The sequence below is a fragment of the Rhodococcus tukisamuensis NBRC 100609 genome (genome assembly GCF_001894985.1).
GTDB classification, from domain to species: domain Bacteria; phylum Actinomycetota; class Actinomycetes; order Mycobacteriales; family Mycobacteriaceae; genus Rhodococcus_G; species Rhodococcus_G tukisamuensis.
On record NZ_BCXG01000024.1, the window covers coordinates 50,205 to 63,429 of the forward strand.

General features: G+C 66.4%; 8 protein-coding genes and 1 tRNA gene. 7 read left to right on the plus strand and 2 right to left on the minus strand.

Annotation, left to right across the window (positions count from 1 at the left end; translation table 11 throughout):
• Positions 1–236 precede the first annotated feature (236 nt).
• Positions 237–3,977, minus strand: a complete 3,741-nt coding sequence (locus RT2_RS20185) for a YobI family P-loop NTPase (protein WP_139191174.1) — start codon at positions 3,975–3,977, stop codon at positions 237–239.
• A gap of 335 nt (positions 3,978–4,312) precedes the next feature.
• Between RT2_RS20185 and RT2_RS20190 the strand changes: the two genes are divergently transcribed.
• From RT2_RS20190 to RT2_RS20205, 4 genes are all read left to right on the plus strand, one after another.
• The gene (locus RT2_RS20190) at positions 4,313–4,939 is read left to right on the plus strand and encodes a helix-turn-helix domain-containing protein (RefSeq protein ID WP_245709240.1); all 627 of its coding nucleotides are present in this window, start codon (positions 4,313–4,315) and stop codon (positions 4,937–4,939) included.
• Positions 4,940–5,746: 807 nt separating this feature from the next.
• A complete protein-coding gene (locus RT2_RS20195) occupies positions 5,747–6,595 on the plus strand; it encodes a hypothetical protein (protein ID WP_245709241.1) in 849 nt (282 codons plus the stop codon).
• A 47-nt stretch (positions 6,596–6,642) separates the two neighbouring features.
• Positions 6,643–7,524, plus strand: coding sequence for a hypothetical protein (locus tag RT2_RS20200; RefSeq protein WP_245709242.1), 882 nt, complete (start codon positions 6,643–6,645; stop codon positions 7,522–7,524).
• 77 nt (positions 7,525–7,601) lie between these two features.
• Positions 7,602–9,248 (plus strand): hypothetical protein, encoded by a 1,647-nt coding sequence (locus RT2_RS20205; RefSeq protein ID WP_072846615.1) that lies wholly within the window; start codon positions 7,602–7,604, stop codon positions 9,246–9,248.
• A gap of 244 nt (positions 9,249–9,492) precedes the next feature.
• On the opposite strand, the gene RT2_RS20210 is transcribed toward RT2_RS20205, so the two are convergent.
• A tRNA-Gly gene (locus RT2_RS20210) sits at positions 9,493–9,566 on the minus strand.
• Positions 9,567–9,643: 77 nt separating this feature from the next.
• Here RT2_RS20210 and dcd point away from each other — a divergent pair.
• From dcd to RT2_RS20225, 3 genes are all read left to right on the plus strand, one after another.
• Positions 9,644–10,222, plus strand: coding sequence for a dCTP deaminase (gene dcd, locus RT2_RS20215; protein ID WP_072846591.1), 579 nt, complete (start codon positions 9,644–9,646; stop codon positions 10,220–10,222).
• A 191-nt stretch (positions 10,223–10,413) separates the two neighbouring features.
• The gene (locus RT2_RS20220; RefSeq protein ID WP_072846592.1) at positions 10,414–11,739 is read left to right on the plus strand and encodes a UDP-glucose dehydrogenase family protein; all 1,326 of its coding nucleotides are present in this window, start codon (positions 10,414–10,416) and stop codon (positions 11,737–11,739) included.
• Positions 11,740–11,880: 141 nt separating this feature from the next.
• Complete coding sequence (locus tag RT2_RS20225; protein WP_072846593.1) at positions 11,881–13,221, plus strand: DUF7159 family protein; 1,341 nt, start codon at positions 11,881–11,883, stop codon at positions 13,219–13,221.
• Positions 13,222–13,225 lie beyond the last annotated feature (4 nt).

Below are 13,225 nucleotides of genomic sequence, written 5' to 3' on the forward strand. Positions count from 1 at the left end.
AACGTACGCCGAATGCCATGGTGCGCAGCCCCTCTGCTCAGTCCAGATCGAAGAACTGTATGGAGGTGTCGAGGCTGGCCCCACTTCGGTTGACTCGCCCCGCAATAACACCCCGGAGCGCCCGCGGCCGGTTGGGCGCTGACACTGGCTAGCTCTAGGTCGAGTTCAGCTCAGTCCTGTTGACGCCGCGGAGCGGTCTGTTACCGCTTTCGATCCTGGCGCCCCGCACGAACTGGTCAAGGTTGCTTGACGACGAGGATGTCCTCGCGCAGCTTCTTGTTGGTCCTGCACCGGTTCGTGTCCTTCATGATCTTGAACACCGCCTTGTGTGCGTCGTCGTTCGGGACCTCGAACTCGCTTCGCTCCCAGGTTGTGAGGTAGCTGTACTTGCCGCCCAGATCGTTCAGAATTGCCACGATCTCGGGCGCGGTGGGAGCTGCGATGTGGAGCAGCCGAACAGTGAGATCCGCGTCCTTGCTGGTCGTGGCGACCCGGCGAATTTGCTCCACAGGAAGGCGAGTGTTGCCCTGGATGGCAAACCGGGCCGCGGCAGCCAGGGCCTTGCCGTCGTCGGTCGGGACGAAGTTCGCCAGGCCCTGGAGTATCTGCTGGCCAATCTTGCTGCTGGTCGCGGGATCCTCGAAGAGGTCGGTGACCATCCCGTCGACCAGGTCGGGGGAAAGGAACTTGTCGACCTCGTTCGAGGCGACAATGGCGGGGCCGAGGGCAGCCCATCCGCCCTGGCGAAGGTGTGTGAAGGTGGCGACATCGTCCGGAACCAGTTCGCCCTTGACGAGGAGCGCGAGTAGGTTGCTCTTCTCCGGGGTGATCTGTGTGGCCGGGAGCCACTCTTCGAGCCCGAGGCTCTGTACGAGCTGGACTCGGTCCTCGGGGCGTGGGATGCCATGCGCGGCGTTGAGCACGGCGACGGCAGCCGTGGCGGCGGCCTCTTCATCGCGGGGGGCATCCGACCCATCGTCGGTGTAGATCACGCCGCCGGCGAGCAGGAGTTGGCCGAGGCTCTCGTCGATGACTCCGACCTCGGCGCGGTAGGCGTCGAGATTGGCCAGCGATGCACGAAACAGCTTGGCGGACGCCAGCGCTGGCCAGGTCGACGTGGGCGCGTCGGCCAGTTGCCGCAGCGAGCTGTCGGGAGACGCAGTCGCGGTGAGCCGCTCGAGTGTCTCGTCGTCCTCTACCGAGGCCTCAAGTGCATCAATGAGTGTCGCAGAGGTCAGCGTCGAGTAGTCGCTGTCGTCGTCTGATTCGACGGCGTCGAGGTAGGTTCCGAGGTTCGACAAGCAGTATTGGTAGATGGTGTCGTTGTCGCGAACGCCGTCCAGCGTCACCCGGCCGTTGATGTTGAGCGCCGTACGCAGGTTGTCGACAGTCAGCTCGTACAAGTTGTTGTCCACGATGAGTGTCCGCAGCACTTCGTGCACGCCGTCGAGGCTGGGCAGAAGGATCTGAGCGCGTCGCAGTATGGTCACGACCGTGTTCAGATCAGACTCGGTTCGGGTCTCGGCAAATGCTGGCATCTTCTTGTACTGCGAGACCAGGAAATCGCCGACGGCGGGCCCGAGGTCGTAGGCGCCCGCAGAGTCGGCGGCTACGAGTGCGGCATCTACGAGTTCAGTGCGTGCGTCAGCGGGTACGCCCTCGTCGGAGACGAGGTAGGTGAACACGTCGTGCCACTGTTGCCGGCTTAGCCGCGCTGCCAGTCGGGTCCGCTCGACGTTCGAGGTGAAGAATGCCGCCAGGAACTGCTTCGCTTCACTCCCGAAGTTCGAGGTCAGGTGCTTCACGACCTCGTCCGCCCGCTCGATGTTCTCGGCGAGGAGGTAGTCGACCAGTTGAACGTTGTAGGCGCTGATGGTGCGAGTGAAGTCCTCGTCAGCTTCGACCAGCAGGTTCGCGAACGCGCCGGGGCTGGTGAACTGGTAGTTGATGTCCATGCTGTTGGTCTGAACGGTCTGCACAATGAACGTCGCCACGTCGACTCCGGTGAAGTCGCCATAGAACTGCGCAGCGTAGAGAGTGAAATTCCGGTCGATGTAGCCCTGCCTGACGAGCTCGCGTGCGAGGCCCGAATTCAAGTTCCTGTCCACGAGTGCGCCGAAGGTCAGCTCCGCGGTCTCCTCGTCCTCATCCTCGCTCGGGACGGTGATTGTGAACGTGTCGGCGTTGACAAGGTCCTGGAAGTCGGTACCGCGGAGATTCTCGATCTCGCGGTCGAGTCGCTGTATTTCCTCTTGGAGCGCCTCGGTGTTCCTGTCCTCCCACCGACCGTGCAGGAATTCAGGAAACAGGTCCTCGAGATGTTCCTGGGTCAACGTGATGAGCGTCGCGGGACCGCTGTACTGCGGGCGCGCCGCTTGTATGGTGATGACGGATGTGGCGACGACGGTTTCCCAGAACGCGTGCGCGATCACTTCGTCACCGCTGTACGTGTTCGTCCCGACGGCGAAGCTCAATTCCCAATCCACAAACCCAGGGTTCTGGTCACGTAGAGACTTCCCGATTCCTATCAGCCGTTTGCCAAGCTGCTTCGCGAACGGGTCGACGGCAGGCGGAGGCATTCTTCTTGCCAGCAGGTCTCGCTTGGTCTGCTCGCGGTCCGCGACTGAGGTTGCGACGAGCGCGCGGTGATAGTCGTACAGGCGGTCGAGGTTGCTGGAGCGACGCGAGATGTTCTCGAAATCCTCCAGATGGAAGTTCTTGTAGGCGACCAGTGCGAAGAGGTGACTGGGAGAGAGCTCGGGCGCGACCTTGTCCGACTGCAGCAGACGCTCGGCGAATACGAGGTACTCGTTGCACATGTTCAGCAGGAGGCGCTTGTCAGTGGCGTGCTTGGCGACTAGTTCGACCAGCGGACGCTCGATGCCGGCGACGCCCGCCTCCTGCAGGAGCTGATGTAGGTGCTCGCGGGCAGTGCGGTGCGAGATGAATGGCACGATCGGGATGACGATTTCGAAGAACTTGGTCCGGTTCGCGCGGACGGTCTCGGCCCGAGCGGCGTCGTCACCATCCTCGGCCGTGTCCTCGCCGATCTTCTCGAACAGGCTGTCGCGCATTGCGTAGATGAATCGGAGGGGCTTCTTGCCCTTCTTGATCTTCTTGAGCCGCTTCGGGGTGTTGTTGAGGAGGGTGTTGAGCTCACGAAGCGCCTCGAAGATCTGGGGGTTGTTGTAGCGGTCCAGATCCTCGAAGATGACGATGTCCGTGGGTTCCTGGTCGAAGAAGCGGACGATCTCGTCGAGGTGTTCGTCGAAGTAGGTGTGGCTCGGCTCCGACAGTGTCAGAGCCGCGCCTGCTGCGGACACGTTGGAGACCATGAACCGGTTGTAGGTGACTGTCCGCAGAACCGAGAGCACCACGACGAGTAGGACGGCCACCCCTGCCCACACCAGCGCCTGCTCGACACCGGAGTGATCTGGTCCGGTTGCCATCTGCGAGGGCAGGTGCCCGAGCAGCGTCAACAACCCCCCGAGCACGCCGACGAACAGGACGGACTCAAGAACTGGCCGCCACCACGGCAGGGGGCCACGCAGGCTGAACCGCGAGTGGCGGAGTGTGCGTGTTCGGGCGCTGTAGATCAGTTGCTTGAGTACCTCCTTCTGGATGCGGTTGGTTAGCGACACGTCCTCCGAGTCGGGCGCCAGGGTGGATACAGCTAGCCGAAGCGATGAATCTGCATGCTTTTCCTGGAACTCGTCGAGCACGCTTGACTTGCCGGTTCCGTACCGTCCACTGAGGGCAATGTTGCGGTTCTTGGGATCCTGGACCGCCTTCTCCAGATGGCCCAAGTAGGTCTTGTGCTGGGCTGCATCATATTGTGGCGCCAAGGATTTCAGTGTCACCTGGGCAGTGACCTTGCTTGGCATCTTCTGCTGCAACGCCGTGGCCGCATCGGGCGCACCTGCAATGGCACCTGACGATCTTCCGGGGGCATTTGCGCGGCGATTGATGTCGCTCACTGACTTCCTTTCGAATGGGGTCGACATGCGATGACTGTCTGCTCATTCCAATGGGCAAAGCGATCACCGCGCCGCGCTGATCGAGCTGCGCTCAGGGTAAACGAGACCAAACGACTGAGGACCCCGAGTGTGTCGGTCGCGAGCCTCCGGATGTCATCGTCTGCATCCGAGTTGGATGGATTCGGGGTTGGGTACTCGGTCCGTGACAACCAAAGAGGTGGTGCTGGCAGGGGCTAACCGCGCTGATCTCGTGCGGTAGGCGAGTGTGATTGTAGGAATGTGGGGATAGCGTGGGAGTGCATCCGAATCGCGATTGAAAGGGTCGGGTGGTCGTGATGGTCGAGATGGCGAACGGGACGGCGGAAGCCCGTTACCTGCGCGGCGAGGTCGGCTTCGAGGATGCGTTGCGGGAGGTGACAGGTATCGACATCGGTCGCGACGACTTCGCTGAGATCCTGCGCGGCCTCGCCGGCCGCAGTCCCGGTAGTCCGGAGCTCTCCGACCACGACGCCGGCGTCCTCGCCAGCGCCGGGTTCGTCGAGGACCCGATGGCTACTACTGGGGCTCGACTGGATCGCGCCACCCGTATGCAGGACCTGGTCCGCCGTAGTCTGTCGGTCGCTGAGGCCGCGGACCGTCTCGGGGTCACCCCGCCCCGAATCCGTCAGCGACTGTCCGATGGCACGTTGTGGGCGTTCGGGGAGGGACGCAGTCGACTTCTTCCGCCGGCTCAGTTCGCGGCCTCCGGTGCGGTTCCCCACATCGAGCGAATCGCGCCGCTGCTCGCGAAGACCCTGCATCCCCTGACCGTGCAAGCGCTGCTCACTGAGCCGCAGCCATCCCTGCATATCGAGGGTCGGCCGGTATCGATCGTGGCGTGGCTGACCGGCTGCGCGGGCACCGCGGCAGAAATTGAGCAGGCTGCCGATGTCGTCATCGCGGCTGAGTGGGAATCTGCGTAGCGCATCTTAGCCAGGTAGACAACAAGTTTCGATCCGAGTACGGCTTGAAATGCGGTGATCATCCCGCGTGCAGCGGCGTCATATGAGGGTGTGCGTCTGCCATCACGCTTCGTTTCCGTCTGCCCGTTGCGCAGCCGATGGCGGCGCACCGGGCGCCGTCCCCAGGTAGGCGCCCGATGTTGCCGTAGCTGTAACGTCGGGGCCCTCCGCTGGCGCTACAACCCGCGTCGCCCCGTTGCGGCGGCGCTCCGGGTGATCCGCTCGCAATATCTGCTGCGGCTCGCAGTTCCAAATTTAGGCGCGTATCACGCAGTTGACGAGAAGAGATTGGACGCGTCATGCCCTGAGCAGTAGTGCGTTCGCTCCCGATTTGTTCTGCGGACGCGTTTCGCGATCCGGAATCGGGGACTAGCGTGGGTGTTGGCACCACCTCAGGTCATCCGACAACTCGGTGCGCGTCCGCGCACACCGAGTACCGAAGTCGGTCCTCGTCAGGGTGGTGATCAGTATTCGCCTCTAATACCTCGAAGGACACCGAGTAGCAGTCGGTGTCCTTGTGTATTCGTCAGCCAGGATCCTGCGGGATCGCATGTGACTCATGAGGTTGTGATCACTCATGACAGTACTCCTCTGCGCCCGAACGGCGCCAGGACCTTCACGGTGCACTGCCCATGCTGATGGTCGAGGTTGTCGGTGATGGCCGCGTATCGGCGCCGCACCGACGACCCGGCCTCGATTGCGGCGTGTATCAGGTGTTTTGAACCACGATCGGTCGACCCGGAATCGTGGTCGGTGGTGGGGCCGTGGGTGCGCGAGACAGTGACACTGTCGGAGCCGACGCTGCACAGTCAGGCCGCGAACGCACTCAAGGTACTGACCCGATTGGCGGTGTGGGCTGTCGACGTGGGGTTGGTTCTTGACCGTGAGGTGGTGCTGACTCCGGAGGTGCTCGAGCGGTACCGGGTCACCGGGATGCGGGAGCTGGCTCCGACGTCGCGGTCGGCGGAGATCTCGCGGCTGCGGACGTTGGCGAGGTCGGTGACGAAGCGGGCGCCATGGCCCGGGCCGGACGAGCGAGGGGCGCGGCAGGGCTTGTCACCGCCGTACACGTGCGAGCAGGTCGAGGCGTACTGGAAGGCTGCGGCATCGCAGAACGGCCCGTTCCGCGTCCAGGCGATGAAAGCGATTCTGACGCTGACCGTGGCTACAGGTGCTCGCTCGGGTGAACTGTTCACCGTCGTGACCTCGGACGTGGTTGATGTCGGCGGCGTGGTGGCGGTCAGGCTCGGCGCGGGCGCGGGCGCGGGCGCGGGCGCGGTGGGGAGGGTGGTGCCGGTGCGGGCCGGCTGGGTCGACCGGTTGGAGAAGGTCGCTGCGGGAGCGGGGTCGGGGCCGTTGGTCGCGTCACGTCGCACGGGCCGTGATCAGGCGGCTGCACTGCTCGCGTCGTTCGAGTACCCCGCTGGGATGCCCCGCCTGATGGTGCCGCGTCTGCGGTCGACATGGTTGGCTGGGGTGTTGTCCGATTATGGTGTCGCGGAGATCTTCTCGGCTGCGGGGATCGTCAGCGGCAAGGCGTTCTCGGACCTTCTCCCGTATCTCCCGGCGCCGCAGGTCGGTTCGCTGAGCTGGTGCCGGCTGGGAGGGCAGCAGTGATGACGCCTCGGACACCGGTGGAGAGCATCGAGTTGTATACCCCGCACATGCCGGCACAGGAGTGGGAGGCGATCGGGCCGTTCGTGCGGGACGTCGTCCGGCGAGGGTTCGCGGCGACGCAGGTAGCGCAGGTGGCGATGGGCCAAATAGGGATGGTGACATCACTGGTGCGGTGGGCACTCGAACAGGGTTTGCCACTCGACGTCGAGCAGATCTTCCAGCCGGCGACGGTCAACCGATATGCCGTCACGATCCCGGGGTTGTCCGAGTCGACGCGGTGCACGCGCCGGGCCACGCTGACGTCACTGTCGCGCCGGATCACTCGTGCCGCTCCGTGGGAGCCGCAACGTGCGGTGCTGCACTATCCCCGTACAGCGAATCCGTACACGCCTGCGGAGGTGTCTCGTCTGCTGTGGTGGGCCCCGCGGCAGGTGAACGCGGTGCGCCGACGAGGGCTTGCTGCTGCGGTGGCGCTCGGGGTGGGTGCGGGCCTTCGAGGCACCGAGATGCTGTCAGTCAGTTCGTCGGACGTCCGGGAACGCGGCGACTACGTGATCGTGGCGGTACGGGGTCAGAATGCGAGACAAGTCCCGGTACGTCCGGCGTATGCCGGCGCGGTGCTCGAAGCGGCAGAGAATGCGCACGGTGGTCAGTTGTTCCACGATCCACTCCCACCGGTCAATGCCGTTGGGAAGGTGCTGGATCGCTGTGAGGTCCCCGAGACACTGAGGCCGCTGACGTCATCCCGGCTGCGGTTGACGTGGGAGTGCGCGATGATCCAGGCTGTTCCGTTGCCCGTATTCATGAGGATGTCCGGGCACACCGGGACCTGGAGACTCGCCGACATTCTGGGCGGAGTGCGACCGCGCACCCGACCGTGGTGGACTGCAGCGGAATTGGAGGCACTTGCGCAGGCGGTGCCATGGTGACTAGGAAGAGGCACCCGCCGCGCCGCCGCCACCGTGGTGGAGGAGTGGACGCCGGCCGGGTCCGGCGCCTGCACGAGGTGAGCACCGCCGTGTACCGCACCGAACCTTGGCGGTTCAAACGGGTTATGGCCATGTTCGGACACTGCTCCGCAAGCGATTTCGTACGCGAAGTGTTCGAGCATCGTCGTGGTGCGCACCGGGTGTTCACCGCCGCCGCCTTCCTCGCCGCCTACGTCCTCACTCCGATGCTCGGCATCCCGATGCATCAGACGAACGTGACCGCGGTCGTGCGCGGGTGGACCGCTTCGCAGCGGCGAGCGGTGGGAATCCCACCCCACGCGGATATCAAGTACAAGTCGGTCAACGACGCGTTGCGCCGTCTGATGTGGGCGTGCCTGTCTCCCCGGTATCCGGAGTGGGACGAACGCACCTTCGCGCAGGCGTTGCTCGACGCGTCCCTGTGGTGCCATCCACCGACCGGTGCCGTCGCCCTGGACTCGACCGACGTCTCGACCTGGGGCAGGGTTCGATACCGCAAACCAGTGGTGGATGCCGATCCTGACGGGTTGCCACCGCCAGATCACCCCCTCGCGCCACCGGACCCCAATCATCCACATGCCCGCCGACGAGGGCATCACCTCCCGAACGCGCCCGTCGGCCCAGACAGGCGCTGCATCTACACGGTAGATCTGACTGCTCGGATGGGTTGGCGCAGCTCCGAATTCGAGGAGACCTGCTACTTCTGTGGCTACGACCTGCACGCGATCACCGATGTCCCATCCGCCCCAGGCCTCGGCCCGGTGGTGCACGTCGTGCGGGCGATGAACCTCGCGCCGGCGGGATCGCACAAAGGCATCGAAGGACTCGCCGCCGTACGGGCGTTGGGAGAAACGATCCCGAAGCCGCGCCAGTTGATCGCGGACCGTGCCTACAACCACGTCACCAACGAGACGTTCGCGATACCGGTCTGGCAACTCGGCTACACCACGATCTACGACCTGCACCTGAATCAGCGCGGGATGCATCCCGGACCCGAAGGCACGCACACCCTCTGGATCGACGGCGTCCTCTACCCGGACAGCCTCCCGGAAGGTCTGTACGACCTCGACCCGATCGAGACAGACATGTCCGACGACGAACGGGAGCGCCTCGAGCGGCGTCATCAGGCGCGTCAGGCGTATGCCTTCGTTCCGCACGGGGCCCGCCATCCCGATGGGTCACGTCGCTACCGCGGGCCCGCGGTCGAACCGGCCCGGGTCCGCTGCCCAAACAACCCTGTCTCGATGCGTGCGCCGCAGAGCATGCCGACGACCTCCTGCACGCGCGGTGAGGAATGTGGGTGCGGTCGCACGATCACCCTGCACGACACCGACTACCCCGATCTGCGGATGCCGTTCCAACACGGGACCCTTGCGTGGGAGGAGTCGTATCACCGCAGGGTCGGCATCGAGAGTGTGTTCGCCGACCTGAAGCAGAACCGGCTGCACGTGCACCGCGGGTTCTTCCGCGGCTTGGGGATCCGGCGGTACACACTGCTTGTCGGGTTCACCCTCGCCGCGCTCAATCTTCTCAACCTGCATGACTGGTACTGCAAGCATGAGCGTCTCGATCCGTGGGGCCGGTTCCTCGGTGAACCGGAACCAGCGCACACGCCACGCCGGCGGCGTCACCTCGTCTCCATGCACCCTGACGAGTCTTCGGCGGCAGCCGAATTCGGCAGATAGCTACCCCGCCCCGGCAGCGAAATCCATGGATTCCGCGGCTCGACGTCGACCACATCACGGAAGCGGCCGTCCGTAGCTGCTTCGGGATCGATATTCGGCCCAGTCTGGATGCGAATCGCGCCGTAATCGGGTCGGAGGTCCGCCGAATCGGGCCAGCAAGGTCCAGTTGAGGGGAATCGGTCTCGGAAACCCGGCAGAGGGTCCAATTGGTGAACGCAACGGGCGTTGATGGGTGAACACCCTGTGGAGCCGATGACGGGAATCGAACCCGCGTATTCAGCTTGGGAAGCTGATGTTCTACCATTGAACTACATCGGCATGCAGGGCTTTTGGCACAGCGAACCACGCCAACCCCTGCGAGGCGCAACTGTAGCAGACAGGCATAATGTCTACCCGTGCTCCTCTCAGATCGTGACATCCGCGCAGAAATCGCCTCCAACCGACTGGGCCTTGATCCGTTCGACGACGCGATGGTCCAGCCCTCCAGCGTTGACGTCCGACTCGACCGCCTGTTCCGCGTGTTCAACAACACCCGGTACACGCACATCGACCCGGCCCAGCGGCAGGACGAGCTGACCACCCTGGTCGAACCCGCCGAGGGCGAGCCGTTCGTGCTGCACCCCGGGGAGTTCGTGCTCGGCTCCACCCTCGAGACGTGCTCCCTGCCCGACGACCTGGCAGGCCGACTCGAGGGCAAGTCGAGCCTGGGCCGCCTGGGCCTGCTCACCCACTCCACTGCGGGCTTCATCGACCCGGGCTTCTCCGGGCACATCACGCTCGAACTCTCCAACGTGGCGAACCTGCCCATCACGCTGTGGCCGGGCATGAAGATCGGGCAGTTGTGCCTGATCCGGCTCTCCAGCCCCGCGGAGCACCCGTACGGCAGCGCCGCGGTCGGCTCCAAGTACCAGGGACAGCGCGGCCCCACGCCGTCGAAGGCGTACCTGAACTTCAACCGCACCGACACCCGCTAGCGGCGCCGGCTCCGCACACCCCTTCTGGGCTGCGCACACGGGCGTTGTGCGTGTAGGTGCGCTGTGACGGGTGCAACGGGTGTGTGCGGACGCCGGCGCGACAGTTGCGGGCACCGGATGTACATCTCCTGTTGCCCGCCGCCTCGCCCGCGGTACCCGCCGCGCTCACCGCGGCGGACTACCAAGAAGGTATGCGCTGCACCGTATTCGGAACCGGCTACCTCGGAGCGACTCACGCCGCGTGCATGGCCGAACTCGGGCACGAGGTGCTCGGCGTCGACATCGACCCGGGCAAGGTTGCCAAGCTCTCGTCCGGCGAGGTGCCGTTCTACGAACCCGGCCTGGCCGACGTGCTCCGGCGCAACCTCGACGCCGGTCGCCTGCAGTTCACCACCTCGTACGCCGACGCGGCCGCCTTCGCGGACCTGCACTTCCTCGGCGTGGGCACCCCGCAGAAGAAGGGCGAGTACGGCGCCGACCTGCGGCACGTGCACTCGGTGGTCGACACCCTGGCCCCGCTGCTGGACCGCCCGGCGGTGATCGTCGGCAAGTCGACCGTCCCCGTCGGCACGGCCGCCGAACTCGGTTCCCGCGCAAGGCTACTCGCGCCCGCGTCGGACGCCGTCGAGGTCGCGTGGAACCCCGAGTTCCTGCGCGAGGGATTCGCCGTCGAGGACACGCTGCGCCCGGACCGCCTGGTGCTCGGCGTCGACCACGCCCGCCCCGGCCGCGCCGAGGCGCTGATCCGTGAGCTGTACGTCAGCCTCATCGACGACGGGGCCGTCCCGTTCCTGCTCACCGACCTGCCGACCGCGGAACTGGTCAAGGTGTCCGCGAATGCCTTTCTGGCAACAAAGATCTCGTTCATCAATGCCATCTCGGAGGTGTGTGAGGCCACCGGCGCCGACGTCACCGCGCTGGCTGATGCGCTCGGCTACGACGCCCGCATCGGACGCCGCTTCCTCAACGCCGGACTGGGCTTCGGCGGCGGCTGCCTGCCCAAGGACATCCGCGCCTTCATGGCCCGCGCCGGCGAACTGGGCGCCAACCAGGCGCTGACCTTCCTGCGTGAGGTGGACAGCATCAACATGCGCCGCCGCACCAAGATGGTGGAGCTGGCCACCCGCGCCGTCGGCGGATCGCTGCTCGGGTCCAACATCGCCGTCCTCGGCGCGGCCTTCAAGCCCGAGTCCGACGACGTCCGTGACTCGCCGGCCCTCAACGTCGCGGGGATGCTGCAACTGCACGGCGCGGTGGTGAGCGTGTACGACCCCAAGGCCCTGGACAACTCGCGTCGGCTGTTCCCGACCCTGAACTACGCGACCTCCGTGGCCGAGGCCTGCGAGAACGCCGACGCGGTGCTGCTCGCCACCGAATGGGAGGAGTTCGTCTCCCTGCGGCCGTCGGACCTGGACCCGGTGGTGCGGGGCCGGTCGATCGTGGACGGCCGCAACTGCCTCGACGCGGACGAGTGGTCGGCGGCGGGCTGGGTCTACCGCGGGCTGGGCCGGGGCTGAACCTCCGAAACTGGACATGTGACCGATCCCCGCGGAGTGGGAGCGGCCCCCGGCCGTGACGGACCCCTTGGTTAGACTCGGCGGGTCCTGCGGGGGTCGTTCGAGCGCGACGCCCCGCACCGGTCGATATAAGGCGGCTCGATGAGCGTGGTTCTGGGCGTATCGGTGGGGGCCAGTGCTGTGCGCATGGCGCAGCCGACCGGCCTCGACGCGACCACGCCCGCCGCCCGCCCCGGCTTCGAGCGGCAGGCACTGGCGGTCCGAGCCGTCGGCGCCGAGGATCTCGCCGCGCAGTCCGTCGGGGTGATGCTCGAGCGCGACAACCACTCGGCCACCGCGGTCACCTACGGCAGCACCGAGCAGGCCGCCGCGGTGCACGAGGCGATGGCCCGGCAGCGGCTGTACAACTACCGCCTCGTCCCCGAGACCTCCGCCGCCCTGGCGCTGCTCGAGCACACCGGCGTCCTGGGCGGGTTCCGCACCGTCGTGTTCTACGACCTCGGCAGCTCCGGGGTGACGGTGAGCGTGGTGGACCGCGACACCGGTACGGTGCTCGCCGTCGACCGCAGCACTGCCATCGGCGGCGACCACTTCGACCGGCTGATCCTCGACCAGCAGGTGCGCGCCGGCAAAGTCGCCGCGCCCGCCGACGCGCGGGCCGTCGCCGAGCTGACCGGCCGTTGCCGCGCCGCCAAGGAACAGCTCTCGACGAGCGACGCCGCGTGCCTGCCCGGCGACGGCGGCCTGCTGCTGCTCTCCCGCGAGACCTTCGAGTCCCTCATCGTCGTCCCCGTCGAGGGGTCGGCCCGGTTGGCCCGGCAGGTCATCACGGAGTCCGGTCGCCGGCCCGACTCGGTGGTGCTGCTCGGCGGCGGCGCCCACATCCCACTGGTCCGTCACGTGCTCGGCGCCTGGCTGGGCCTGCCGACCCTGGTGCCCGCAGAACCGGAGATGGTGGCGGCCCAGGGCGCGGCCCTGATGGCGACGCCGGTGGCCAGGCCGGCCCCCGCCGCGGTCTCCGGGGACCCCTCCCCAGCAGACGACACGGGGTGGCTGCCGACCGAGCCGGTGGCGCGGCCGACCAGCCACCGCGAGCGCGGGGTCCCGCGGCGTCAGCTCGTCATCGCCGGTACGGCTGCCGGGGCGTTGGCGTTGATCGCCGTCGCCGGCCTGGCGCTCGGCACCTCGGGCGGCGCCGCCGAACAGCCCGCCGGGGCCGGGGCCTCCGACGCGTTGCCGTCGACCACCGTCGTCACCCCGTCGCCGACACCCTCCCCGACGCCCTCGCCGACGCCGGCACCGACGACGGCGCCGCCGGAGACCGTCGCCCCCACGACCGAGACGCCCACGCCCACGCCTCCTCCTCCGCCGCCGCCCGGACCGCCGCCCGGACCGCCGCCGCTGGTGATCCCGATGCCGGGAGGCCTGCCGCCGATCGAGATCCATCCGCCGCCGCCGTTGCAGTTGCCCCGGCTGGGCTGACCGC

Excerpts from the sequence above, each read along its gene's own strand:
- RT2_RS20190 (WP_245709240.1), top strand. The coding sequence starts at position 4,313 with ATGGTCGAGATGGCGAACGGGACGGCGGAAGCCCGTTACCTGCGCGGC.
- RT2_RS20200 (WP_245709242.1), top strand. The coding sequence starts at position 6,643 with ATGCCGGCACAGGAGTGGGAGGCGATCGGGCCGTTCGTGCGGGACGTC.
- RT2_RS20220 (WP_072846592.1), top strand. The coding sequence starts at position 10,414 with ATGCGCTGCACCGTATTCGGAACCGGCTACCTCGGAGCGACTCACGCC.
- RT2_RS20225 (WP_072846593.1), top strand. The coding sequence starts at position 11,881 with ATGAGCGTGGTTCTGGGCGTATCGGTGGGGGCCAGTGCTGTGCGCATG.